General features: G+C 72.1%; 22 protein-coding genes and 1 pseudogene. 14 read left to right on the forward strand and 9 right to left on the reverse strand.

What is annotated here, in order from left to right:
- Positions 1–677: 677 nt before the first annotated feature.
- Genes OO52_RS54190 through OO52_RS10665 form a run of 3 tightly spaced genes read left to right on the forward strand, consistent with a single transcriptional unit; the run spans position 678 to position 3543 of the window.
- The gene (locus tag OO52_RS54190) at positions 678–1136 is read left to right on the forward strand and encodes a hypothetical protein (RefSeq protein ID WP_324608273.1); all 459 of its coding nucleotides are present in this window, start codon (positions 678–680) and stop codon (positions 1134–1136) included.
- On the forward strand, positions 1133–2260 hold the full coding sequence (locus tag OO52_RS10660) for a hypothetical protein (RefSeq protein WP_030653190.1): 1128 nt from the start codon (positions 1133–1135) through the stop codon (positions 2258–2260). The genes OO52_RS54190 and OO52_RS10660 overlap by 4 nt, the downstream gene beginning before the upstream one ends.
- A complete protein-coding gene (locus tag OO52_RS10665; RefSeq protein WP_420711368.1) occupies positions 2257–3543 on the forward strand; it encodes a hypothetical protein in 1287 nt (428 codons plus the stop codon). The genes OO52_RS10660 and OO52_RS10665 overlap by 4 nt, the downstream gene beginning before the upstream one ends.
- 175 nt (positions 3544–3718) lie before the next feature.
- Here OO52_RS10665 and OO52_RS10670 read toward each other — a convergent pair whose 3' ends face one another.
- A complete protein-coding gene (locus OO52_RS10670; protein ID WP_030653183.1) occupies positions 3719–5224 on the reverse strand; it encodes a peptide MFS transporter in 1506 nt (501 codons plus the stop codon).
- 493 nt (positions 5225–5717) lie between these two features.
- Between OO52_RS10670 and OO52_RS10675 the strand changes: the two genes are divergently transcribed.
- Both OO52_RS10675 and OO52_RS10680 read left to right on the forward strand, forming a co-directional pair.
- Positions 5718–6395, forward strand: a complete 678-nt coding sequence (locus tag OO52_RS10675) for a response regulator transcription factor (protein WP_030653180.1) — start codon at positions 5718–5720, stop codon at positions 6393–6395.
- A 35-nt stretch (positions 6396–6430) separates the two neighbouring features.
- Positions 6431–7702 (forward strand): ATP-binding protein, encoded by a 1272-nt coding sequence (locus OO52_RS10680; protein ID WP_030653177.1) that lies wholly within the window; start codon positions 6431–6433, stop codon positions 7700–7702.
- A 120-nt stretch (positions 7703–7822) separates the two neighbouring features.
- Here OO52_RS10680 and OO52_RS10685 read toward each other — a convergent pair whose 3' ends face one another.
- Entirely contained in the window at positions 7823–8326 is a 504-nt protein-coding gene (locus OO52_RS10685; RefSeq protein WP_030653174.1) for a GtrA family protein, read from the reverse strand.
- A 183-nt stretch (positions 8327–8509) separates the two neighbouring features.
- On the opposite strand from OO52_RS10685, the gene OO52_RS10690 reads away from it, so the two are divergent.
- From OO52_RS10690 to OO52_RS10705, 4 genes are all read left to right on the forward strand, one after another.
- The gene (locus OO52_RS10690; protein WP_030653170.1) at positions 8510–9649 is read left to right on the forward strand and encodes a 5-(carboxyamino)imidazole ribonucleotide synthase; all 1140 of its coding nucleotides are present in this window, start codon (positions 8510–8512) and stop codon (positions 9647–9649) included.
- Positions 9646–10170, forward strand: a complete 525-nt coding sequence (gene purE / locus OO52_RS10695; RefSeq protein WP_078629645.1) for a 5-(carboxyamino)imidazole ribonucleotide mutase — start codon at positions 9646–9648, stop codon at positions 10168–10170. The genes OO52_RS10690 and purE overlap by 4 nt, the downstream gene beginning before the upstream one ends.
- Before the next feature lie 5 nt (positions 10171–10175).
- A complete protein-coding gene (locus OO52_RS10700) occupies positions 10176–11369 on the forward strand; it encodes a dipeptidase (RefSeq protein ID WP_030653165.1) in 1194 nt (397 codons plus the stop codon).
- Positions 11370–11500: 131 nt separating this feature from the next.
- The gene (locus OO52_RS10705; RefSeq protein WP_030653164.1) at positions 11501–12595 is read left to right on the forward strand and encodes a dipeptidase; all 1095 of its coding nucleotides are present in this window, start codon (positions 11501–11503) and stop codon (positions 12593–12595) included.
- A 24-nt stretch (positions 12596–12619) separates the two neighbouring features.
- Here OO52_RS10705 and OO52_RS47050 read toward each other — a convergent pair.
- From OO52_RS47050 to OO52_RS10715, 3 genes and pseudogenes are all read right to left on the reverse strand, one after another.
- A pseudogene (locus OO52_RS47050) lies at positions 12620–12845 on the reverse strand (leucine zipper domain-containing protein); the annotation flags it as partial.
- A gap of 90 nt (positions 12846–12935) precedes the next feature.
- Positions 12936–13328, reverse strand: coding sequence for a VOC family protein (locus OO52_RS10710; RefSeq protein ID WP_030653161.1), 393 nt, complete (start codon positions 13326–13328; stop codon positions 12936–12938).
- Positions 13329–13348: 20 nt separating this feature from the next.
- The gene (locus OO52_RS10715; RefSeq protein ID WP_030653159.1) at positions 13349–13708 is read right to left on the reverse strand and encodes a VOC family protein; all 360 of its coding nucleotides are present in this window, start codon (positions 13706–13708) and stop codon (positions 13349–13351) included.
- An 86-nt stretch (positions 13709–13794) separates the two neighbouring features.
- Here OO52_RS10715 and OO52_RS10720 point away from each other — a divergent pair, with 86 nt between their 5' ends.
- On the forward strand, positions 13795–14301 hold the full coding sequence (locus tag OO52_RS10720; RefSeq protein ID WP_030653156.1) for a CGNR zinc finger domain-containing protein: 507 nt from the start codon (positions 13795–13797) through the stop codon (positions 14299–14301).
- 100 nt (positions 14302–14401) lie between these two features.
- Here the strand turns inward: OO52_RS10720 and OO52_RS10725 are convergent, their stop codons facing one another.
- Positions 14402–15745, reverse strand: coding sequence for a UDP-glucose dehydrogenase family protein (locus tag OO52_RS10725; protein WP_030653153.1), 1344 nt, complete (start codon positions 15743–15745; stop codon positions 14402–14404).
- Between the two features lie 191 nt (positions 15746–15936).
- Here OO52_RS10725 and OO52_RS10730 point away from each other — a divergent pair, with 191 nt between their 5' ends.
- The gene (locus OO52_RS10730) at positions 15937–17094 is read left to right on the forward strand and encodes an acyl-CoA dehydrogenase (protein WP_030653150.1); all 1158 of its coding nucleotides are present in this window, start codon (positions 15937–15939) and stop codon (positions 17092–17094) included.
- 85 nt (positions 17095–17179) lie between these two features.
- Positions 17180–17548: a four-helix bundle copper-binding protein gene (locus OO52_RS10735; protein ID WP_030653147.1), complete on the forward strand. Its 369-nt coding sequence runs from the start codon at positions 17180–17182 to the stop codon at positions 17546–17548.
- A gap of 61 nt (positions 17549–17609) precedes the next feature.
- On the opposite strand, the gene OO52_RS10740 is transcribed toward OO52_RS10735, so the two are convergent.
- Positions 17610–18935: an LCP family protein gene (locus tag OO52_RS10740; protein WP_030653145.1), complete on the reverse strand. Its 1326-nt coding sequence runs from the start codon at positions 18933–18935 to the stop codon at positions 17610–17612.
- A gap of 119 nt (positions 18936–19054) precedes the next feature.
- Between OO52_RS10740 and OO52_RS10745 the strand changes: the two genes are divergently transcribed.
- Positions 19055–19615, forward strand: coding sequence for an acyl-CoA thioesterase (locus tag OO52_RS10745; RefSeq protein WP_030653142.1), 561 nt, complete (start codon positions 19055–19057; stop codon positions 19613–19615).
- A 10-nt stretch (positions 19616–19625) separates the two neighbouring features.
- Here OO52_RS10745 and OO52_RS10750 read toward each other — a convergent pair whose 3' ends face one another.
- Positions 19626–20993, reverse strand: coding sequence for an LCP family protein (locus OO52_RS10750; protein WP_030653139.1), 1368 nt, complete (start codon positions 20991–20993; stop codon positions 19626–19628).
- Positions 20994–21274: 281 nt separating this feature from the next.
- Here OO52_RS10750 and OO52_RS10755 point away from each other — a divergent pair, with 281 nt between their 5' ends.
- Positions 21275–22306: a glycosyltransferase family 2 protein gene (locus OO52_RS10755; RefSeq protein WP_030653135.1), complete on the forward strand. Its 1032-nt coding sequence runs from the start codon at positions 21275–21277 to the stop codon at positions 22304–22306.
- 60 nt (positions 22307–22366) lie between these two features.
- On the opposite strand, the gene OO52_RS10760 is transcribed toward OO52_RS10755, so the two are convergent.
- Complete coding sequence (locus OO52_RS10760; RefSeq protein WP_030653132.1) at positions 22367–24025, reverse strand: LCP family protein; 1659 nt, start codon at positions 24023–24025, stop codon at positions 22367–22369.
- Positions 24026–24050 lie beyond the last annotated feature (25 nt).

Here is a 24050-nt window from a genome sequence, read left to right on the forward strand (position 1 = left end):
GCCCACCCCGCCCGGCCGGCCCACACGTCCGGGCCGACCGGTCCGCACGCCGCCGCCCCGAACGCCCGGCCGCCGCACACCGACCCCCTGCCGCACACCGACCCCCTGCCGTACTCCCGGCCACCTCGCCGCACCCCCGGCCACCTCGCTGGAGCCGCCCATGCAGCCCGCCGCCCGCGCGCCAGGCCCGCCCCACTCGCCACGCGCCTCGTCCGAGCCGCGCACCTCGCCGGCGCCGCTCACGCCGCGGATCCGGCGCGTCCCAGGCACCCGACCCACCCCACGCCGCTCCCGCACCCCGCTCGCGCTCGTCCCCCTGCTCCTGCCGCTCACGCTCCTGGCCGCCGCCCCGCAGGCCTCCGCCCGGTCGGAGGGCTGGTCGGTCGCGCCCCTGGGCGCCGGGCGCCCCGCGTTCTACGCCGAGGGCGCCCCCGGGACGGTCCTGCGGGGCACCGTCTCCGTCACCAACCGGAGCCGGACGCCGGTCACGGTCCGGCTGCGCGGCACCGGTGTGCCGACGGCGTTCGTCCGAAGCGGCCTGCGGGTGCCGGCCCGGACCCGCGCCGAGGTGCCCTTCACGCTGACCGTGCCGTCGGGGGCCGCGCCCGGCGACCGCACCGGCGCGGTCGTCGTGCGGGACGCGCACGGCCGTACCGCGACCGTGCCGGTGCGACTGCGTGTCGACGGGCCCCCGGCTCGCCGCGCTGACCGTCGAGCATCTCGCCGTACGCTCCGACCGGATCACGTACGAGCTGGTCAACCGGGGTACGACCGTCCTCGTACCGACGCTCGCGGTGCGCGCCGACGGACTCCTCGGCCGGGTCCTGGACCGCGCCCCGCGCACCCTGCCGGTCCGGCTGGCGCCCGGCGCCCGGCGCACGCTGAGCGAACCGTGGCCCGGCCGGCCGGTGCTGGACAGGGTCCGCGTACGGCTGACGGTGACGGCGGCGGGCGGCGCGCACGACACCGCGGGCACCACGGCGGCGTACGTGCCGTGGGGCGCGGTGGCCGGCGGCGCGGCGGCGGTCGCGGCGGGGGGTACGGCCGTACTCCTGCGGACCCGGCACCGGCGCCGCCGTCACGCGGGGCCCGGACCCCGGCCCGGCACGCCGGAGCCGGCCGGAGCACTGCCGTGAGGCGGGTCGCCTGCGCGGTCATCGGTGCCCTGCTGCTGGCCCTCGCGGGGCCCGCCGGACAGGGGCGGGCCGCCGAGGGGCCGGCGGTGCAGTTGTCGGCGGTTCAGGCCGGTGCCGGAGGCGCGGTCACCGTCAGGGGTACCGGCTGGCGGCCCCGCACCCTGCTCATGGTGCTGGTGTGCGGGCGGGCCACCCCGGCGCGAGGGGTCGTCGGCGGCACCAACTCCTGCGCGAACGGCGACGGACGGGCCGTGACCACCGGCGCCGACGGCGCCTTCAGCCGGAAACTGCCGGTCGCCGAACCCCCCGTGCCCTGCCCCTGCGTGGTGCACGTGGCCACGGTGACCGGTGCCGGAGCCGAGGCGGACGCGGTCCTGGAGGTCGCCGGTCATCCCGTGGCCCCGCTGCCCGCCGAGCGCTCCGCCGGCCGGCTGGCGGTGCTGTCCGACACCCGGCTGACCGGAGGCGGCGGACTGCTGACCTGGTTCGGTGCACCACCCGGCCGCACCCTGGTCTTCACCGTCGGCAACACCGGCATCAGCCCGATCGAGAACCCGGTGTTCCGGGTCGGCACCGCGCACGGCGTCTTCGCCCCCGAATGGGACGAGCGGCAGTGGCACGGCACCCTGGCGCCCGGGAAGAAGGCGCGGATCAAGCTGCCGGTCGAGCTGTCGGCCGGGGCGCACGGCGACTACACCGTGACACTGAAGCACGGCGGCCGGGTGCTCGCCGAGCAGCCGTGGGGCGTGGGCCGTCCCTGGGGCGTGACGCTCTTCTGGCTCCTTCTCTGCCTGGTCGTCCCGGCCGCCCTGTTCCGCGTCGGCATGCCCGTGGTGGACCGGGTCCGGCCCCGCCGCCCGGGCGCCTCCCGCGGCCGGTACCACCCGCACCGATCCACCACCCGGAGCCCCGGGCCCCTGCTGGATCCGCGCCTGCGCCGTCTCCTCCCGCGCTCCCGTTCCGCCGGGCCCCCGGCCGACCCGGCCCCCGCCCTGCCGTGGTTCGCCCCCCACTCCGCTCCGGGCGGCCCGGCCGGCCAGACCTCCGCACCGCACGACGACAGCCCGACGAGTCCCACGACTCCCGGCACTTCCACCACTCCCACCAGGAAGGGACCCACGTGATCAAGCGAAGGAGAGGCACAGCGGCCGGGGGCACGGGCGCCCTGCTGGTGCTCGGTGCGGCGGGCGTCCTGCTGGGCGCGGCGGTGAGCCCCGCGCAGGCGGCCGAGGTGTCGTACGCCACCCACTGCGTGCCGCCCGCGGGCATCGACCCCGTCGACGGCACCACCAAGGTCGAGGTCACCGCGCCGGCCACGGCCGAGGTGGGCGACACGGTGGACATCGTGTGGAAGTTCGTTCAGGCCGCCTCGAAGAACCCGGACATCATCGACCTGCCCGCGAACTCGGTCCAGCCGTCCGGTGTGCTGAAGGCGGCCGGTGCGCAGACTGCCGACATCGCGATGCGGGGGCCGCGGGAGAAGCCGGCGATCCCCAAGGGCGGGACCATGGTGCTGTCCGACATGAAGGGCAGTCTGAAACTGACGGCGGTCGGCGAGGTGACGCTGACGCCGGACGCGTACACCGTCAACGCCATGTCCACCGACACCAAGTGCGCGCCGAAGGAGGCCGTGCAGAAGGCGGCGACGATCCAGGTGGCGGCGGGCGGCGGGGGCACGTCCAGTTCGACACCCACCCGGTCCGCGACGCCGACCAAGTCCGCGACCCCCACCAGGTCCGCGACCGCCACGGCGACCGGCGGCACCGGGCAGACCGACTTCACCGGCAAGGAGGTACAGGTCCCGTACGCCTGCAAGACCCCGATCGGCGACAAGAGCGCGACCTCGCCGGTGCAGATCGACGCGAAGAAGGACGGCGGGAGCTACGCCCTCACCGTGCGGTTCGAGAAGTCGGTGACGGACAGCCCCGTCGACATACCGAAGGACTCCGTGAAGCCGTCCATGGAAGTGGTGCTGGGCGGCGCCGACAAGGGCACGGTGCACGTGGAGGGGCCGACGAACGCGAACCCCGTCAAGTCCGGTGCCCCGATCGAGATTCCCGACCTCACCGGCACCTACAAGCCCGGCGCGAGCGGCACCTCGACGCTGTCCCCGGGCGTGCTGACGGTCAAGGCGCTCGGTACGACCACGACCTGCACGCCGGTGAAGACGGAGGTCTCGCTCACCCTGGACACGACGGAGCAGCCGGGCGGCGCCGCGGGCGGCACGTCGACGTCGGGCGGTTCCTCCGGTTCCGCGACGACCGGCGGTGACGGCGGCTCAGGCGGCCTCGCCGAAACCGGAGCGAGCGACCACAACGCCCTGAAGGCCCTGGGCCTGGTGGCGGGCACGGCGATCCTGCTGGGCGCGGCGGTGTTCACAGTGCTGCCGCGGCGCAGGACGCGATAGCCGACCTCGGGGCGCGGGGCTGTATCGACATGCGGCTCCGCCGCGTGGGCGCGAGAAGCCACACCCGACCCGCGGCCGCCGACGCACCGTGATCCCCGCGACGTTCAGCGCCCCCACACGCCAAGAGGGCCGCCACACCCACCGGGTGCGGCGGCCCTCGGGCCAGGTCCGACGTCTAGTTGACGTTGCCCATCAGCTTCTTCACCTTGCCGCGGTACATCCACACCGCGACACCGGCGACCACGGCGAGCACGGCCTCCAGGGCGACGAAGCCCATCCTGTCGAGGTTGACGCCACCGACGGCCGGGTTCGACAGCAGGGCGGTGACGGAGTCGCCCGCGGTCACCGCGAGGAACCAGACGCCCATCATCTGAGAGGCGTACTTCTTCGGCGCCATCTTCGTCGTCACGGACAGACCCACCGGCGACAGCGTCAGCTCACCGATGGTCTGCGCGAAGTAGATCGCGACCAGCCACAGCGCCGCGGCCTTGTGACCGCCCTCGGCGATCGACAGCGGGGCGAGGAAGACGAAGAAGGACGCGCCGACCAGCACCAGACCGGAGGCGAACTTCACGATCGTGCTCGGCTCCTTGCCGCGCTTGTTCAGCCACAGCCACAGCCAGGCGAAGACCGGCGCGAGGGCCATGATCATGACCGGGTTGACCGACTGGTACCAGGAGACCGGGAACTCCCAGCCGAAGATGGTGTTGTCGGCGCTCTTCTCGGCGAACAGCGAGAGGGTGGAGCCGCCCTGGTCGTAGATCATCCAGAAGACGGCGGCGGCCACGAAGAACCAGATGTACGCGGACACCTTGGAACGCTCGGCCGGCTCCAGGTCCTTGTCGCGCAGGATCCGGGAGATGACCAGGATCGGCACGATCAGGCCGATGAGGGTGAGCGGGATCAGCGCCCAGTTCAGGGTGAAGTGGCCGGTGCCGCCGACGATGCCGTAGAAGACCACGGCGATGGCCAGCCAGATCAGGCCCTTGCGCAGGGTGGACGCCTTCTCGGCGGGCGTCAGCGGGGTCGGGACCTCGCTGCTCTTGGCGTTCAGGTGGCGGCCGCCGAGCAGGTACTGGGCGAGACCCAGCGCCATGCCGAGCGCGGCCAGCGCGAAGCCCAGGTGCCAGTTGACGTTCTCACCGACGGTGCCGATGACCAGCGGGGCGACGAAGGCACCGAGGTTGATGCCGATGTAGAAGAGCGTGAAGCCACCGTCCCGGCGCGGGTCTTCCGGGCCGTCGTAGAGGTGGCCGACCATCGTGGAGATGTTGGCCTTCAGCAGACCGGAGCCGATGGCGACGAGAGACAGGCCGACGAAGAAGCTCGCGGCGGCGGGCAGCGCCAGGCACAGGTGGCCGAGCATGATGACCAGGCCCGCGACGGCGACCGTCTTGCGGGGGCCGAGGACACGGTCGGCGAACCAGCCGCCGGGCAGGGCGAGCAGGTACACGAGCGACAGGTACACGGCGTAGATCGCCGTCGCCGTGCCCGCGCTCAGGTGCAGGCCACCCGGGGCCACCAGGTACAGCGGGAGAAGGGCCCTCATGCCGTAGTAGGAGAACCGCTCCCACATCTCGGTCATGAAGAGAGTGGCCAGTCCGCGGGGGTGGCCGAAGAAGGTCTTCTCGGAACCGGGGGTGCCCGGTCGGACCGAGTCCTTCGTCAGGCTGGACGCCATGGTCGTTCCTTGCTGGTCGGGACGCGCGGTGGAGCGTTGCGCGCCCGCTGGGGGTGTCGGCCGGCACCGGCGGGGTCGGTCGTCCACCCCCACGCCCAGGGGGAGTCCGCCCCGGATCGCGGAGCGGCGGACGGCGACCACCGGGATCCACGCCCCGTGACGCGTCGATGCGTCCGGAGCCCGGCCAGAGGTCGTTCCTTTCAAGGCTGGTCTGGGCCAGCCCGCACACAAAGAAGACCCTCAGCGACAGATGCCCGCCAAAGGTCCCCGGTGTACTACAGGCGTTCAGGTCACCATACGGCAGGACACTGCCGGATATGGAAGGACTTGAGACACGGATCACAGGTGTCGCGGGAACCGCACAACCCGATTCGAAGGTCTCTCCTACGATCGCATCCCCAGGTCAATGGTTCGTACCAGCAGCATACGAAGGTAAGAACCCCTGGCACCGATCACACCCCGGCACCGCACGCGGGCGGTCTACCATCACCTCATGACCCGTGTACTGCTCGCCGAGGACGACGCGTCCATCTCGGAGCCGCTGGCCCGCGCCCTGCGCCGGGAAGGTTACGAGGTCGAGGTGCGCGAGGACGGACCCGCCGCGCTCGACGCCGGAATGCAGGGCGGCGTGGATCTGGTCGTACTGGACCTGGGGCTGCCCGGCATGGACGGCCTGGAGGTCGCCCGCCGGCTGCGCGCCGACGGTCACACCGTGCCGATCCTCATCCTGACCGCGCGGGCCGACGAGGTGGACACCGTCGTCGGCCTGGACGCGGGCGCCGACGACTACGTCACCAAGCCGTTCCGGCTCGCCGAACTGCTCGCCCGGGTGCGGGCCCTGCTCCGGCGCGGCGCCGCCGAACCGCAGCAGCCGCCGGCCACGCACGGGGTGCGGATCGACGTCGAGTCGCACCGCGCCTGGATGGGCGACGAGGAACTCCAGCTCACCGCCAAGGAGTTCGACCTGCTGCGGGTGCTGGTGCGGGACGCGGGCCGGGTCGTGACCCGGGACCAGCTCATGCGCGAGGTCTGGGACACCACGTGGTGGTCGTCCACCAAGACTCTGGACATGCACATCTCCTGGCTGCGCAAGAAGCTGGGCGACGACGCGGCGAACCCCCGGTACATCGCGACGGTGCGTGGCGTGGGCTTCCGGTTCGAGAAGAGCTGAGTCCGGGCCCCAGCGAGCACCCCAGGTAACGGAGCATGCGCCGACGTCTCATCCAGTCCACCCTCGCCGTCGTCCTCGTGGTGATCGCGGTCTTCGGCGTGTCCCTGGTGATCGTCGAGACGCGGACGATCAGCAACAGCGCCCAGGAGCGGGTGGAGTCGGAGGCGGTGCGGCTGGCCAGCATCGTGGACAGCCGGATCCTCGCCGCGGAGAACGTCAACGCGGACGTGCTGCGCAACCCCGTCAGCAAGGACCAGTACGCGGTCATCCGCATGCCCGGCAAGCCGCCCATCGAGATCGGCACCAAGCCCGAGGGCGACACCATCCACTACACGCAGCGCGGCGAGGAGGGCGAGACGGTCACCGTGCAGGAGCCCCGCTCCGCGGTGACCCGCGAGGTCGGCCGGACCCTGCTGATCATCGGGCTGGTCGCGCTGCTCGCCGTGGTGGCGGCGGTGCTGCTCGCCGTACGGCAGGCCAACCGGCTCGCCTCCCCGCTGACCGACCTCGCCGAGACCGCCGAACGCCTCGGCTCCGGCGACCCGCGCCCCCGGCACAAGCGCTACGGCGTCCCCGAGCTGGACCGGGTCGCCGACGTGCTGGACGCCTCCGCCGAGCGGATCGGGCGCATGCTGACGGCCGAGCGGCGCCTCGCGGCCGACGCCTCCCACCAGCTCCGCACACCCCTGACCGCGCTGTCCATGCGCCTGGAGGAGATCACCCTCACCGACGACCCGGACACGGTGAAGGAGGAGGCGACCATCGCGCTGACGCAGGTCGAGCGGCTGACGGACGTCGTGCAGCGGCTGCTGACGAACTCCCGGGACCCGCGGACCGGCTCCGCCGTCACCTTCGACCTGGACGAGGTCATCCAGCAGCAGCTCGCCGAGTGGCGGCCCGCCTACCGCAGCGCCGGCCGGGCCATCGTCAGCTCCGGCAAGCGGCACCTGCAGGCGGTGGGCACCCCGGGCGCGGTCGCCCAGGTGCTGGCCGCGCTGATCGAGAACTCGCTCATGCACGGCGGCGGCACCGTCGCCCTGCGCACCCGGGTCACCGGCAACCAGGCCGTGATCGAGGTCACCGACGAGGGGCCGGGCGTGCCGGCCGACCTCGGCGCGCGGATCTTCGAGCGCACGATCAGCGGGCGGAACTCCACGGGGATCGGCCTGGCCGTCGCCCGGGACCTCGCGGAGGCCGACGGCGGACGGCTGGAGCTGCTCCAGGCGCAGCCCCCGGTCTTCGGCCTGTTCCTCTCCCGCACGCCCCCGGCGCGCACCCCGGACGACGACCGCCCGACGGTCCGCTAGGGCCTGTCCGACAGTACGTCCAGTACGAGTCTCTGGGGGACCCCCAGAGCACGTACCTGACGCCGCGCGGCCGCCCTTCGGGCGACGACGTGTCGGACAGGCCCTGGCCGGCCCGCGCGCCTACGGCACCCGCTGCTCGGGCGACCGCTTCGTCGACTCCTGCTCCAGAATCGATTCCGCGCTCGCCACGGTGCCCCGGGCGGGCAGCGCCCGGAACACCCAGCTGCGGTACGACCAGAACCGGAACAGGGTGGCGACGCCGATGCCGACGAACTTGAAGACGTTGCTCTGCAGCGGGCTGTCCCAGCCGAAGCCGTAGGTCGCCAGGTAGAGCACGCCGTTCTCGATCACCAGGCCGATCGCGCTGAACAGCAGGAACAGCGTGAGTTCCTTGGTGCGGCCGCTCTTGTCGCGGTCCCGGTACGTCCAGTAACGGAAGCCGACGTAGTTGAAGGCGATCGCCACCACGGTGGCGATGATGCTGGCCCGCACCACCGGCAGGTCGGAGACGTGCCGGACCAGGTTGAACACGCCGAGATTGACGAGGACACCGGCGCCGCCCACGGCACCGAATTTGGCCACCTCGCGTACGAGCCGTTGCAGCCCCGAGGAACGAGGTTCCATGGCTGTGCAGCTCCCGTCGGTAGGTTTCCTCAACCCCGCCATGCTAGCCGGGCGGGCACGCCGGTGCCTGTGGACCGGGCCACGCTGTGGAAACGGGTCGGAAAGAGGCGGGGAAGCACCGGGTAAGAGTCCGTGTGAGGGACGCGATCCGGGCAGCCCCCGCGTGGCCGATACGCTAGGGGTGTGACGTTCCCGGTAGTCGGCATGGTCGGCGGGGGGCAGCTCGCGCGTATGACGCACGAGGCGGGCATCCCGTTGGGCATCAGGTTCAAGCTTCTCAGTGACACTCCTCAGGATTCCGCGGCGCAGGTCGTGAACGACGTCGTCATCGGCGACTATCGCGACCTCGACACGCTCCGCGACTTCGCGCGCGGCTGCGACGTGATCACCTTCGACCACGAGCACGTGCCCACCGAGCACCTGCGTGCCCTGGAGGCGGACGGCATCGCCGTGCGCCCGGGGCCGGACGCGCTGGTGCACGCCCAGGACAAGGGGGTGATGCGTGCGAAGCTCGACGCGATCGGCATCCCGTGCCCGCGGCACCGGATCGTGAGCGACCCGGAGGACGTGGTCCGGTTCGCCGAGGAGGGCGACGGCTTCCCGGTCGTCCTCAAGACGGTCCGCGGCGGCTACGACGGCAAGGGCGTGTGGGTCGTGGACAACGCCGAGGAGGCGGCCGAGCCGTTCCGCGCCGGCGTGCCCGTCCTCGCCGAGGAGAAGGTCGACTACGTCCGCGAGCTGGCCGCCAACGTCGTACGCTCCCCGCACGGCCAGGCCGTCGCCTACCCGGTGGTGGAGTCGCAGCAGGTCAACGGCGTCTGCGACACGGTCATAGCCCCCGCGCCGGACCTGGACGAGGACCTGGCGCTGCACGCCGAGCAGATGGCGCTGACCATCGCCAAGGAGCTGGGCGTCGTCGGGCACCTCGCCGTCGAGCTGTTCCAGACCCGCGACGGCCGCATCCTCGTCAACGAACTGGCGATGCGCCCGCACAACTCCGGCCACTGGAGCATGGACGGCGCGATCACCTCGCAGTTCGCCAACCACGTCCGCGCGGTCCTGGACCTGCCGCTGGGTGACCCACGCCCGCGCGCCAAGTGGACCGTGATGGTCAACGTCCTGGGTGGCGACTACCCGGACATGTACTCCGCGTACTTGCACTGCATGGCCCGTGACCCCAAGCTCAAGATCCACATGTACGGCAAGGACGTGAAGCCCGGCCGCAAGGTCGGACACGTCAACACCTACGGCGACGACCTGGACGACGTGCTGGAGCGCGCCCGTCACGCAGCCGGCTACCTGAGAGGCACCATCACCGAATGAGCCCCGTTGTTGGCATCGTCATGGGGTCGGACTCCGACTGGCCCGTCATGGAAGCCGCCGCCAAGGCCCTGGACGAGTTCGAGGTCTCCTACGAGGTCGACGTCGTCTCCGCGCACCGCATGCCCCGCGAGATGATCACGTACGGCGAGCAGGCCGCCGACCGCGGCCTGAAGGTGATCATCGCGGGTGCGGGCGGCGCCGCCCACCTGCCCGGCATGCTCGCCTCCGTGACCCCGCTGCCGGTCATCGGCGTGCCCGTCCCGCTGAAGTACCTCGACGGCATGGACTCCCTGCTCTCCATCGTGCAGATGCCGGCCGGTGTCCCGGTCGCCACCGTCTCCGTCGGCGGTGCCCGCAACGCCGGTCTCCTCGCGGCCCGCATCCTCGCCGCGCACGACGAGGACCTGCTTCACCGGATGCGCGACTTCCAGCAGGAGCTCAACGACCAGGCCACCGAGAAGGGCAAGCGGCTGCGCTCCAAGGTCGAGGGCGCGGGCAGCGGCTTCGGCTTCGGGAAGTGAGCGCCGTGGCCGCCCTGGACGAAGCACGCGCGCTGCTGCGCGAGTTCCCCGTGGTCGACGGGCACAACGACCTGCCCTGGGCGCTGCGCGAGCAGGTCGGCTACGACCTGGACGCCCTGGACATCGCCGGTGACCGGCGCGAGCGGCTGCACACCGACCTGCCGCGGCTGCGGGAGGGCGGGGTCGGCGCCCAGTACTGGTCGGTGTACGTGCCCTGCGAGCAGCCGGACCCGGTCGCGGCGACGCTGGAGCAGATCGACTGCGTCCGGCGGCTGCTGGACCGCTACCCGGAGGATCTGGCACCCGCGCTGACCGCAGCCGACATGGAGGCGGCGCGCGGGGAGGGCCGTATCGCCTCGCTCATGGGCGCCGAGGGCGGCCACTCCATCGCCAACTCGCTCGGCACCCTGCGCGGTCTGTACGCGCTCGGCGTGCGCTACATGACGCTCACCCACAATGACAACGTGGACTGGGCCGACTCCGCGACCGACGAACCGCGCGTGGGCGGCCTGTCCGCCTTCGGCCGCGAGGTCGTGGCGGAGATGAACCGCCTCGGCATGCTCGTCGACCTCTCCCACGTGGCGGCGACGACGATGCGGGACGCGCTGGACGCCACCTCCGCGCCGGTGATCTTCTCGCACTCCTCCTCCCGCGCGGTGTGCGACCACCCCCGCAACATCCCCGACGACGTCCTGGAACGGCTGCCCGCCAACGGCGGCGTGGCGATGGTGACGTTCGTGCCCAAGTTCGTGCTCCAGGCCGCCGTCGACTGGACGGCCGAGGCCGGCGAGAACCTGCGTGCCCACGGCATGCACTCCCTGGACACCAGCCCCGAGGCGATGAAGATCCACCGGGCCTTCGAGGAGCGCAACCCGCGCCCGGTCGCCACGGTGTCCACGGTCGCCGACCACCTGGACCACATGCGCGAGGTCGCCGGCATCGACCACCTGGGCATCGGTGGCGACTACGACGGCACCGCGTTCACCCCGGACGGCCTGAACGACGTCTCCGGCTACCCGAACCTGCTCGCCGAACTGCTCGACCGCGGCTGGTCCAAGGCCGACCTGGCCAAGCTGACCTGGCAGAACGCGGTGCGCGTGCTCGGCGCCGCGGAGGACGTCGCCCGGGACCTCCGGGCCACCCGCGCGCCGTCCCTCGCCACGATCGAGTCGCTGGACGGCACGCCCGGCGGGAACTGACCGGAGTACGCCCGAACGCCCCACTCGCCAGGAAGGTTGCCTCCGCTCCGTGCGACCGTGTCGGTACGCCAGCCACAGCCCCCGCCGTAGCTCACGACCGACGTAGCCCACGACGACGCACGGAGCCCGCCTTGGCCGACCTCCACGACGACCTGCCCACCATGACCGAGGTCGGCGAGGACGACGTCCTGCCGGACGACCCCTTCGCGGAGCGGCCGTCCGGCGAGCTGCTGGAGCGGGCGCACAGCCTGCTCGCCGGCCACCCGGTCGCCGACGGCCACGGCGGCCTGCCGTGGGTCCTGCGCGAGGTGGGCGAGGCCGCCCTCGACACCGACGTGCCCCGGCTGTGCGAGGGGCACGTCGGTGCCCTGTTCTGGTCGCTGCACCCGCCGGAGGCACCGTCCGGCGGGCGTGCCCTGACGGCCACCCTGGAGCGGCTGGACCTGGTGCGCACGGTCGTCGAGACCCACCCGGAGGGGCTGCGCATGGTGCGCACCGCCGGGGAGATCATCGACGCCCGCAACTGCGGCCGGGTCGCCGTGGTGCCCGGGCCTGCGCACGGCGCCGCGCTGGACGACTCCCTGGCCGTCCTGCGCATGCTGCGCGCCCTCGGACTGCGCGTGCTCACCCTCGCGGGCACCGCCTGGGCGGCCGGGCCGGGGCTGACCCGGTTCGGGGAGGAGGTCGTGCGAGAGATGAACCGGCTCGGGGTGCTCGCCGACGTCTCCGGCGCCTCCCCGGCCACCGTCGCGCGGGCCGTCGCCCTGTCCAGGACGCCGGTGCTGTGCACCCGCTCGGCCGCCCTGGCCCTGCGCCCGCACCCGGCCAATCTGCCCGACGACCTGCTCGCCGCCCTGGGCGAGGCGAAGGGGCTGTGCATGGTGCCGCTGACCGCCGAGCAGACCGGCCCGGCCGTCACCGACGTCGCCGACCACCTCGACCACGTCCGCGACGTGGCCGGCCCGGAGTGCGTCGGCCTGTCCGGCACCTACGACCCGGCGGCCACGCACCCGCGTGACCTCGCCGACGCCTCCCGCTGCCCCCACCTGATCGCCGAGCTGCTCCGACGCGGCTGGTCCGAGACCGAGCTGGCCCTGCTGACCTGGGGGAACGTACAGCGGGTGCTGCGCAGCGCGGACTCCACCGCCCGCGCCACGCGGTACCGGCCGAAGCCGGCGCACGCGAAGATCACCGAACCCGACCCTCCCGGGGCGTCACAACGCTAGGCGTGCTCGCGCCGCAGCCGCAGCCACCTGTGCCTCGACGGCGGCAGGGGCGCGACGGGGCTGGTGGTGCGGCCGGCAGCGGCGGTCCTGCATTCCGGCCCCGCCCTGCTGCCGGCAGCAGGGCGGCCCGGCGGGCTGCGGTGGTGAGGCCGACCTGGAAGCGTTCCGCGGCCCGGCGCAGCGGCCAGCCGTCGTCCACGACGCACCGGGCCGGACGCAGCCTGCATGCCGATATCCACACCGAACCCAGAGGGCCCGGCCCTCACCCGTTCGAGCACCAGGCACGCGTGTCACCAACGTCCCGGGACGGCACAGCCGGAGCGGCACGCCCCGTCGGGCGTCACGACCGCTCGATCCGGCACAGGCAGAACGGATGCCCGGCCGGGTCGGCGTACACCTGGAAGTCCTTCGTCTCGCGGTCCTCGAGGTCCAGCGGGCGGGCGCCGAGCGCCAGCACCCGCTCGTGCGCCGCGTCGAGGTCCGCCCAGGTCGGGCCCGCGTCGAAGTCGAGGTGGAGCTGCTGGCCGTTGCGGTCCGCGCGCGGCCACTCCGGCGGGGTGTGCCCCTCGGCCCGCTGGAAGGCGAGCCGTGGCCCGTCCGGCACCTGGAGCACGACCCAGTCGTCGTCCTCCGGCTGCGCGGTCCCGCCGGCCACCGCCGCGTAGAAGGCGGCCAGCGCGTGCGGATCGGGGCAGTCGAGCACGACGTTGCGGAAACGGGCCACGGACGCCATGAGGTCCTCCTCCGGGACGGTCAGCAGGCGCAGAGACAGAACGGGTGCCCCACGGGGTCGGCGTAGACACGGAAGGTCCGCTCGCGGTCCTGCGCGTCCAGCGGCTTGGCGCCCAGTTCCAGCACGCCCTTCTCCGCCGCGTCCAGGTCCTCCACCACCAGGTCCAGGTGGAACTGCTGCGAACGGTCCGCCGCGGGCCACTCAGGCGGCACGAACCCCGCCGCCCGCTGGAAGGCCAGCGCCGTCCCGCCGGGCACCTTCAGGTCCACCCACTCCTCGTCCCCCTCCGGCGTGCCGCCCAGCACATCGGCGTAGAAGCCGGCCAGCGCGCGGGGGTCGGGACAGTCCAGGACGACGACACCGAGCTTGGCGAGAGCCATGACTACCTCCTCGTAGCGTTACCCGTAGAAGCGGGTAACCGGTAACCGTTACTGCATGCTCCCGTACCGGAGGTAACGTCGCAAGCATGAGCGAGAGATCGGCTGCTCCCGGCGGCCTGGCGCTGATCGAGTCCCTGGTGAACACCCTGGACATCGAGTCGGGCAGGGACGGTCTGGACACGCCGGAGGGCCGCGCCCGCCTCGGGATCACCCGGGACGGGCTGGCCGACGCCCGGGAACTGCGCGAGTCGCTGCGGGCCGCGCTGCTCGCCCACGCCGGGCATCCGCCGCACCGCCCCGTGACCCCGCTGGGCGCCCTGCTGGCGCGGGCCCCGCTGTACGTCGCCGTCGACGACCACGACGGCTCGGCCCGCCTCGCCCCGGCCGACACGGACCCGCTGCCGTCCCGGGTCGCCGCCGCCGTCGCCGAGGCACTCGTCGCGGGCACCTGGACCCGGCTCAAGGCCTGCGAGGCCGACACCTGCCACTGGGCGTACTACGACCGCAGCCCCGCCGGACGCGGGCGCTGGTGCTCCATGCAGGTGTGCGGGGCCCGCGCGAAGATGCGCCGATACCGGGCGAAGGGCGCGTGAGCGACGGCGGCGTGGTGCAGAATGCGGACAGACGCCGGTTCGGCCGACTGAGCCTCGGCCGAACCGGCGTCGCCATACGGGTCGCTACGCCGCGGGGCGCCTACGCCGTGGGGCGGCCCATCGCGCGGTACGTCCAGCCGGCCCGGCGCCACAGCTCCGGGTCCAGGGTGTTGCGGCCGTCGAGGATCACCCGGGCCGCCGCCGTCTCGCCGAGCGCCACCGGGTCCAGCTCGCGGAACTCCCGCCACTCGGTCAGGTGCAGGACGACGTCGGCGCCGCGGGCGGCCTCCAGCGCGGAGCCGGCGTAGCCGAGGGTCGGGAAGACCTTGCGGGCGTTGTCCATGCCCTTCGGGTCGTACACGGTCACCTGGCCGCCCTGGAGGTGGATCTGGCCGGCCACGTTCAGCGCGGGCGAGTCGCGGACGTCGTCCGAGTCCGGCTTGAAGGTGGCGCCGAGCACCGCGACCCGCTTGCCGAGGAAGGAACCGCCGCCGAGTGCCTCCCGGGTCATCTCCACCATCTGGCCGCGCCGGCGCATGTTGATGGAGTCGATCTCACGCAGGAAGGTCAGCGCCTGGTCGGCGCCCAGCTCACCCGCTCGGGCCATGAACGCCCGGATGTCCTTGGGCAGGCAGCCGCCGCCGAAGCCGATGCCGGCGCGCAGGAACTTGCGGCCGATCCGGTCGTCGTGGCCGATCGCCTCCGCGAGCTTCGCCACGTCACCGCCGGCGGCCTCGCACACCTCCGCCATCGCGTTGATGAAGGAGATCTTGGTCGCCAGGAAGGAGTTCGCGGCCGTCTTCACCAGCTCGGCGGTCGGGAAGTCGGTGACCACGAACGGCGTGCCCTCGCCGACCGGCCCGGCGTACACCTCGCGCAGCAGCTTCTCCGCGCGCTCGCTGCGCACACCGACGACGATCCGGTCCGGGTGCAGGGTGTCCTGGACGGCGAAGCCCTCGCGCAGGAACTCCGGGTTCCAGGCCAGCTCGGCGTCGCCGCCCGCCGGCGCGTGCTCGGCGAGGTAGGCGGCCAGCCGGTCGGCGGAGCCCACCGGCACGGTCGACTTGCCGACGACCAGGGCAGGGCCGTGCAGGTGCGGGGCGAGCGAGGCGACGGCGGAGTCGACGTAGCTCATGTCGCAGGCGTACTCGCCGTGCTTCTGCGGGGTGTTCACGCACACGAAGTGCACATCGCCGAAGGCGCCGACCTCGGCCCAGTCCGTGGTGAACCGCAGCCGCCCGGTGGACCCCTCGATCCCCGCCACGTGGCGCCGCAGCAGCTCTTCCAGCCCCGGCTCGTACATCGGGGTCTCGCCGCGTTCCAGCATGGCGATCTTCTCGGGTACGACGTCCAGGCCCAGCACCTCGAAGCCCAGCTCGGCCATGGCCGCGGCGTGCGTGGCGCCGAGGTAGCCGGTGCCGATCACGGTGATCTTCAGGCTCATGGGGTGCGCTCCAGCTCCGGTCCGTCGGTCCTGCTCGGTCATGCGGAGCCTGAGCATAGTCGGGCCGCTCGGCGGGCAATTTCCCCGCTGTCACCAAGCTCACGTAGGCGGGTTCACACGGGGGCTCTAAAATTCAGTTACTTAACGGTAATTAGCGTCAGTATCACTGCGTCTTTGGAGCGTGAGAGACCGTGGCCGGATCGGCTGACTTCGACCTGTACCGCCCGTCCGAGGAGCACGACATGCTCCGGGACGCCGTCCGTTCCCTGGTCGAGGCGAAGATCGCGCCGTATGCCGCGGCGGTGGACGAGGAGGCCCGCTTCCCGCAGGAGGCCCTCGACGCCCTCGTCGCCAACGAGCTGCACGCCGTGCACGTCCCCGAGGAGTACGGCGGCTCCGGCGCCGACGCGCTCGCCACGGTGATCGTGATCGAGGAGGTGGCCCGCGCCTGCGTCTCCTCCTCCCTCATCCCCGCGGTGAACAAGCTCGGCTCCCTCCCGGTGATCCTCTCCGGCGGTGAGGAGCTGAAGAAGAAGTACCTGACCCCGCTCGCCAAGGGCGACGCGATGTTCTCGTACTGCCTCTCCGAGCCGGAGGCAGGCTCGGACGCGGCCGGCATGAAGACCAAGGCCGTCCGCGACGGCGACCACTGGGTCCTCAACGGCGTGAAGCGCTGGATCACCAACGCGGGCGTCTCCGAGTACTACACGGTCATGGCCGTGACGGACCCCTCGAAGCGCTCGAAGGGCATCTCCGCCTTCGTCGTGGAGAAGTCGGACGAGGGCGTCTCCTTCGGCGCCCCGGAGAAGAAGCTCGGCATCAAGGGCTCGCCGACCCGCGAGGTCTACTTCGACAACGTCCGCATCCCCGCCGACCGCATGATCGGCGAGGAGGGCACCGGCTTCCTGACGGCCATGAAGACCCTGGACCACACCCGCATCACCATCGCCGCCCAGGCGCTCGGTGTCGCGCAGGGCGCCTTCGACTACGCCAAGGGCTACGTCCAGGAGCGCAAGCAGTTCGGCAAGCCGATCGCGGACTTCCAGGGCGTCCAGTTCATGCTCGCCGACATGTCCATGAAAATCTCGGCGGCCCGCGCCCTGACCTACCAGGCCGCCGCCGCCTCCGAGCGCGGCGACGCCGACCTCACCTACCTGGGTGCCGCCGCCAAGTGCTTCGCCTCGGACGTCGCCATGGAGGTCACCACCGACGCCGTCCAGCTCCTCGGCGGCTACGGCTACACCCGTGACTACCCGGTGGAGCGCATGATGCGCGACGCCAAGATCACGCAGATTTACGAGGGCACGAACCAGGTCCAGCGCATCGTCATGGCACGCAACCTGCCGTAACCCGACGTGCGGGACGTCGCTCCCCGGCGTAGGACGGAAGCACACGGGGCCCGCCCCGGGTCCCGCATGCCTCCGAGGAGGAGCCATGACCCAGTCCCAGTCCGGAACGATGCCCGCCCTCACGCAGCAGATGCAGGACTGCATCGACGCCTGCATGAACTGCCACAACATCTGCGAGGAGGCCATGAGCTCCTGCATGCAGCAGGGCGGCCAGGCGCAGATGCAGATCATGCGCGCGCTCATGGACTGCTCCGAGACGACCCGCATGTGCGCCGACATGATGATGCGGCGCTCGCCCATGGCGGGCGAGATGTGCGCCGTCTGCGCGCGGGCCTGTGACATGTGCGCCGAGGCGTGCATGTCCATGCCCGACGACCAGATGATGATGCGCTGCGCCGAGGCGTGTCGCCGCTGCGCGGAGACCTGCCGGGCGATGGCGGGCGCCAGCATGTGAGCCCACCCCGGCACGGCCGAGGGCACCCCGCGGGGTGCCCTCGGACCGGTGCGTGACGCCGTCAGTTGCCGGAGACGGTGACCTTCTCGTCGTTGTTCAGCTCGTTCACCAGGGTCTTCACCTTGGCCTTGTCCCAGACGAGGTTGCCGCCCACGGAGCCGGAGATCGGCATGTTCATCGAGGTGCCGTCACCGCTGTTGACGCCCTTCATCGCCCAGAACATCGAGGCCAGGTCCCACAGCGACATGTCCTTGTCGACGATCAGGGAGTCCAGGCCCGCGCCCATGGTCGGGTAGAGCTTGAACGGGTTGAGGACCGTCGACGGGGTGGCCACCTGGTGGGCCAGGGCGGCCAGGAACTTCTGCTGGTTCTTGGTGCGCTGGAGGTCGGACGCGGCGAACGCGTGCCGGGTACGGACGAAGGCGAGCGCCTGCTGGCCGTTCAGGGTCTGCTTGCCGGCCTTGAAGTCGGCACCGGACCACTTGTCCTTGAAGCCCTTGTCGATGTCGATCTCGACGCCGCCCACCGCGTCCACGATGCTCGCGAACCCCTGGAATCCGATCTCCACGTAGTGGTCGATGCGCAGGCCGGTGTTGGCCTCGATCGCGCGGACCAGCAGCGTCGGCCCGTCCTCGGCGTAGGTGGCGTTCAGCTTCGCGTGCCGCCCCTGCGCCGGGTAGGTCTTCCCGGACGTCGAGCCCTGGTACGACGGGACCACCACGTCCGAGTCGCGCGGCAGCGAGATCAGCGTGTCGCCGTTGTCGCCGACGTGCAGGATCATCATCGAGTCCGTGCGCTTGCCCTCGGCGCCGCCGGTGTGCAGCTTCTTCTCGTCCTCCTTGGACATGCCCTCACGGCTGTCCGAGCCGACGATCAGGTAGTTCGTGCCGTCGCCGCCCTCCGGCCGGTCGATGACCTTCGACAGGTCGACCTCGCGGCGCAGCTTGGAGTCGGCCCAGAAGTAGGTCGCGATCGAGGTGACGACCAGCACGGTGGCCAGCGTGATCGCCGTCCACTTGATCCGGCGCCGCCAGTTCGGCGCGGGGCGCGGCGCCCGGGTGGGCGCGCCCGCCGTACCGCCCGGACCCCGGCCGCCGGAGCCGCCGTAGACCTGGCCGGTGTTGTAGCCGCTGTCGCAGTCGCCGTAACCGGCGCCGTCCTCGTGCCCCTGGCCGTCGACGTACGACGGCTGCCGCGGCACACCGGCTCCGTACGGCGGCGCCGCCGGGCCGGGGTCGCCGTACGCCGAGCGCGGTCCGGGCGGTACCGCCGGGCCGCGCTGCACCTGACGCATCACGCGGGCCCCCTCCGGCTGTGCGCCGGCACTGCCGCGTCCGTAGCGCGGGCCGCGGTTGTCGTCGGACCATCCCTCGGGCCAGTCATTCATGCGCCCCAGTGTGCAGGGCGCTGCTATGTGCTCGACAAGGGATGTAGGAAAATCAGGGCGGTGCTGTTGCCAAGCCGACACAAATTCCGCGAATGAGGCTTCGGCATAAGGTAGGGGGCATGACAGACCAGGTCACGGACACGGATCCGGCGATGGAACCGGACATCCCGGGCAAGCCCACGTCCGCCTCGCGCACCACCCTCAGCCACATCATGACCCACAACGACACCAACCTGCTGGGGACCGTGCACGGTGGCGTGATCATGAAGCTCGTCGACGACGCGGCGGGCGCCGTGGCCGGCCGGCACTCCGGCGGTCCCGCCGTCACCGCGTCCATGGACGAGATGGCGTTCCTGGAGCCGGTCCGCGTCGGTGACCTGGTCCACGTCAAGGCACAGGTGAACTGGACCGGCCGGACCTCGATGGAGATCGGCGTGCGGGTCCTCGCCGAGCGCTGGAACGAGTCGGACCCGGCCACCCAGGTCGGCTCGGCCTACCTGGTCTTCGCGGCCGTCGACGCCGACGGCAAGCCGCGCCGGGTGCCGCCGGTGATACCGGAGACCGACCGCGACCGCCGCCGCTACCAGGAGGCCCAGATCCGCCGCACCCACCGCCTGGCCCGCCGCCGGGCGATCCGCGAACTGCGGGAGCAGCGGGCGGCGGAAGGCTTCGCGGACTGAGGAGACGGCCTCAGCACGTCACCTCGTTGCCCCGTACGACGCTCTGCTCCGGCTGCGCCGGGTCGTCGAACCGTACCTTCCGCACGTTCTTGAACTCCGTGCCGGCCGTCACCTTCAGCAGCGGTCCCTGGCCCGGCACGGCCCGCAGTTCGCTGCCCGGCAGGGCCGCGGCCAGGGAGCGGGCGGAGCGGTCCCAGCGGGGGTCGTAGAAGACGACCGTGCGCGCCACCCGGGCGGGCGCGGTCACCGGCCGGCGGGTGGTGGCGAAGCCGGTCGCGGCGAGCGCCGCGTCGACCCGCTTGGCCAGCCCCACCGTGCCGCTGCCGTTCGCCACCTGGACCCGGATCGTGTCCGGGGACACCTCCACCGGCACCGGGGTCCGCGCCGGGTCACGGCGCGGCTGCTCCCCGGCGAGCGGCTTGTCGTCACGCAGCGCCCGGAACAGTTGCTCCGACTTGGCCGGGTCCCACTTCAGGGTCGAGCCGATGCCCTTGACCGGGTAGTCCATCCGTCCGATCGGGACGGTGGTGAACTCCGACGAGGACGGCGAGAAGTCCCGCATCGCCCGGCCGAGGTCGAGCAGCTCGTCGGTGCCGAAGCCGGCGTCGGCACGGACCGAGCCGAGCACCGCCCGGGTCACGTCCCGGAACCGCATCGGGTTCAGCAGCACCCCGGAGGAGGTCGCCTTGTCCAGCAGCGCGGCCAGGAACCGCTGCTGCCGCTTCATCCGGCCCAGGTCGCTGGCCCCGTCGACGTGCCGGGCCCGTACGTACTGCAGCGCCTGCCCGCCCCGGAGGGTGTACGTGCCGGGTGCGAGGTCGAGCCCGGTGTACGCGTCCTTCAGCGGCGTCGGTGTGCACACCTTGACCCCGCCGAGCACGTCCACGGTCTTCATGAAGCTGGTGAAGTCGACCTCCAGGTAGTGGTCGATCTTCACGTGGGTCATGCTCTCGACCGTGCGGATGGTGAGCTGGGGGCCGCCCTCGGCGTAGGCCGCGTTGAGCCTGACCGGGTGGGGGCCGTGCCGCTGCCCGGTGTTCTGGTCGACGTGCGCGGGCATCTCGGCGTAGGAGTCGCGCGGCAGGCTCACCACGGTGGCCCGCTCCCGGTCCTCCGCGATGTGCACGATCATCATGGTGTCGGTGCAGTGACAGGGTGCCCCGCCCAGCCGGTAGGCCCGCCGGTCCCGCTCGCTGAGCTTGTCGCGGCCGTCGGTGCCGACCAGCAGGACGTTCATGCCGTGCCCGGCCCGGGGCCGGTTCTTCATGTCCTTGAAGGCGTCGATCCGGGCGATGCCCGCGTCGAGGCTCGCGACCACCGCGTGCCCGATCCCTGCGGAGGCGAGCACCACGACCGACAGCGTGGTGACCGCCCGCATGGCCCAGCGGGGCCGCCGCGGCGGCCGGACGGACCGCACGTGCCGCTCGGGCGGGCGCGGCACCCGGCGGGGCGGCCGCGGGCGGCGCTGCGGGCTGGGGGCCCCTCCCGTGCTTCTGGCGGTGGAGGAGGGGGACCGGGGCGGGCTGGGCAAGGGGGACACCTCCGGACGAGGCCGTACGTGGGATCCGTGAGCACAGTAGGCCGATACGATCTCCAGCCCGCGTCGCAGGCCCGGCGGCGCGCATCCGTATCCCCCGTTCGCGGTAACGTGAGGCCCCTATGAACGCCAAGCCCGACGTGCGGCTCCCCGCAGTGTCCGTGATCATGCCTGTCCTCGACGAGGAGCGGCATCTGCGCGGGGCCGTCCAAGCGATCCTCGCGCAGGAGTACGCCGGCGAGATGGAGGTCGTGATCGCCCTCGGTCCGTCCACGGACCGCACGGACGAGATCGCCGCCGAGCTGGTCGCCGAAGACCCGCGCGTGCACACCGTCCCGAACCCGACCGGCCGCACCCCTGCCGCGCTCAACGCGGCGATCAAGGCGTCCCGGCACCCGATCGTGGTCCGCGTCGACGGCCACGGCATGCTCTCGCCGAACTACATCGCGACCGCCGTGCGGCTCCTGGAGGAGACCGGCGCGCAGAACGTCGGCGGCATCATGCACGCCGAGGGGGAGACCGACTGGGAGCACGCGGTGGCCGCCGCGATGACCTCGAAGATAGGCGTCGGCAACGCGGCGTTCCACACCGGCGGCCAGGCCGGCCCCGCCGAGACGGTCTACCTCGGCGTCTTCCGGCGCGAGGCGCTGGAGCAGCAGGGCGGTTACAACGAGGAGTTCATCCGCGCCCAGGACTGGGAGCTGAACTTCCGCATCCGCGAGGCGGGCGGGCTCATCTGGTTCTCGCCCGAGCTGAAGGTGTCGTACCGGCCGCGGCCGTCGGTGCGGGCTCTGGCCAAGCAGTACAAGGACTACGGCCGCTGGCGGCACGTCGTCGCCCGCTACCACTCCGGCTCGATCAACCTGCGCTACCTGGCGCCGCCGACGGCGGTGTGCGCGATGGCCGCGGGCCTGGTCGTCGGCGCGGTGCTGACCCCGTGGGGCTTCGTGGTCCCCGGCGGCTACCTGGCCGCGATCGTCGCGGGGTCCGTCCCGGCCGGCAAGGGGCTGCCGCTGAAGGCCCGGCTGCAGATCCCGGTGGCCCTGGCCACCATGCACATGTCGTGGGGCTGGGGCTTTTTGACCAGCCCGAAGTCCCTGGCGAAGAGGGTCATCGCCTCCCGGCGGCCCGCGGTCGTGGACGCCGCCGCCTGACGGACACCCGAAGGGCCCCTCCCGTGCGCGGAAGGGGCCCCTCCCCCGTGTGCCGGGGCGTCACGACCACTGGTAGGGCTTGTACACGTCCATGCAGTCCCCCTTGTCCGAGGCGTTGACGGCGTCGGTGCCCTCGGGCAGGTCGCCCGCCTTCGGCGCGGACTGCTTGGGGTAGCTGCTGCCCGAGCGCCAGTCCGCGCCGACGACGACGGTGACCCCCGACACGTCGGTCGACTTCTTGACCGAACTCAGCGGGATGCCCAGCGCCTTGGCCACCGCCTGGGCGTCGCCCTCCAGGTCCGCGCTCGGGTACCGCACGACCGTCTTGTCCTCGGCCTGGCTCCCCGAGAGGTCGGCCTGCGCCCGCGCGTAGCCCTTCTGCACGAGCACCTGGCCGATCGCCGACGCCCGCTGCTGCACCGCGGCCTCGGTGTCGGTCCGGGTGGCGTTCTGCACCAGCACCCCGAGCCGGCCCGCGTCGAGCGAGGGCTTCTTGGCCGGCGTGGCCTTGCCCGTGTCCTTCTTCCCGGACTCCCCGCCGTTCTTGTCGAGCGCCACGTCGTCCTGGAGCATCCGCCACAGCTGGCCGGCCTTGTCGTCGTCCGGTACGACGTGGTTGTCCGGGTCGTTCGGGTCCGGGATGTTGGGCATCGTCAGGCTGGTGATGCGGTCGGTCGGCACCGACTTCATCTCCATGCCCAGGTCGTACAGCTTCTTGACCGTGCCGATCTCCTCGGAGACCTTCAGGGACTTGGTGGCCGCCTCGGCCAGGTCCATCAGCCGGCCCGTGTCGGTGAACACGTTCTGCTGCTTCAGCGTGCGGACCATCGAGTTCAGGTACATGTGCTGGGCGCGGGCCCGCATCAGGTCGCTGCCCCAGGCGTGCCGGGTGCGCAGCCACTGAAGTGCCTTCTCACCCTTCACCTTGTGCGAGCCCCTCGTCAGCTTCAGGCCGGAACCGCCGCGCTGACTGGGTGTCGAGTGGTCCCAGACATTCTGGTTGACGCACACCTCGACACCCCCGATCGCGTCCGCCATCCGCACCACGCCCGCGAAGTCGATCGTCATCCAGTGGTCGATGTAGACCCCGGTGAGGTTCTCCCAGGTGAGCAGGGTGCAGCCGGCCCCGCCCCGGGCCAGGCTGACGTTGATGATGTCGTTCGTCGCCGGGTACACATGGCCGGTCTTGGGGTCCGTGCACTTGGGGATGTTCACCCGGGTGTCCCGCGGGATGCTCACCATGGCGGCGCTCTTACGGTCCGCCGAGAGGTGGATGAGCATCTGCACGTCGCCGAGCGGCGGGTCGCCTACGTGGTCCCTGCTGCCGCCGAGCTTCAGGTTCTCCTTGGAGTTCCGGCTGTCGGAGCCGATCAGCAGGATGTTCAGCGGGGTCTGGCCGGCCGCGTTCGGGCGGGTCTTGTGCGCCTTGGAGTCGTCGCCGTTGGCCCGCTTGCCCTTCTGGATGTTGCCGTTGAGATGCTGGTAGTAGAGATATCCGGCACCCGCGGTGCCGAGTATCACCACCGCCAGCAGGGTCGCCGACCAGCGCAGCACGCGCCGTCTGCGCCGCCGCCGGTCGGTTTTCGGACCACCCGCCCGCCGTCCGCCGCCGCGTCCGCCGTGCCGGCCGGAACGCACCGGCGCTTCCGAGTTCTTCGGCGCGAGCGACGTCATGTCCTCGACCGCCGGAGCCTCCCCGCGCACCTCGCTCTGCGCCAAACTCCCTGCCCTCCCCACCCTTGCG

The organism is Streptomyces flaveolus (genome assembly GCF_000716535.1).
GTDB classification, from domain to species: Bacteria; Actinomycetota; Actinomycetes; order Streptomycetales; family Streptomycetaceae; genus Streptomyces; species Streptomyces flaveolus_A.

Coding starts and splice junctions, on each gene's coding strand:
- OO52_RS10715 (WP_030653159.1), bottom strand. CDS start 13,708: ATGGCTCTCGCCAAGCTCGGTGTCGTCGTCCTGGACTGTCCCGACCCC.
- OO52_RS10740 (WP_030653145.1), bottom strand. CDS start 18,935: ATGAATGACTGGCCCGAGGGATGGTCCGACGACAACCGCGGCCCGCGC.
- OO52_RS10745 (WP_030653142.1), top strand. CDS start 19,055: ATGACAGACCAGGTCACGGACACGGATCCGGCGATGGAACCGGACATC.
- OO52_RS10720 (WP_030653156.1), top strand. CDS start 13,795: ATGAGCGAGAGATCGGCTGCTCCCGGCGGCCTGGCGCTGATCGAGTCC.
- OO52_RS10725 (WP_030653153.1), bottom strand. CDS start 15,745: ATGAGCCTGAAGATCACCGTGATCGGCACCGGCTACCTCGGCGCCACG.
- OO52_RS10685 (WP_030653174.1), bottom strand. CDS start 8,326: ATGGAACCTCGTTCCTCGGGGCTGCAACGGCTCGTACGCGAGGTGGCC.
- OO52_RS10735 (WP_030653147.1), top strand. CDS start 17,180: ATGACCCAGTCCCAGTCCGGAACGATGCCCGCCCTCACGCAGCAGATG.
- OO52_RS10675 (WP_030653180.1), top strand. CDS start 5,718: ATGACCCGTGTACTGCTCGCCGAGGACGACGCGTCCATCTCGGAGCCG.
- OO52_RS10670 (WP_030653183.1), bottom strand. CDS start 5,224: ATGGCGTCCAGCCTGACGAAGGACTCGGTCCGACCGGGCACCCCCGGT.
- OO52_RS10710 (WP_030653161.1), bottom strand. CDS start 13,328: ATGGCGTCCGTGGCCCGTTTCCGCAACGTCGTGCTCGACTGCCCCGAT.
- purE (WP_078629645.1), top strand. CDS start 9,646: ATGAGCCCCGTTGTTGGCATCGTCATGGGGTCGGACTCCGACTGGCCC.
- OO52_RS10755 (WP_030653135.1), top strand. CDS start 21,275: ATGAACGCCAAGCCCGACGTGCGGCTCCCCGCAGTGTCCGTGATCATG.
- OO52_RS10680 (WP_030653177.1), top strand. CDS start 6,431: ATGCGCCGACGTCTCATCCAGTCCACCCTCGCCGTCGTCCTCGTGGTG.
- OO52_RS10750 (WP_030653139.1), bottom strand. CDS start 20,993: ATGCGGGCGGTCACCACGCTGTCGGTCGTGGTGCTCGCCTCCGCAGGG.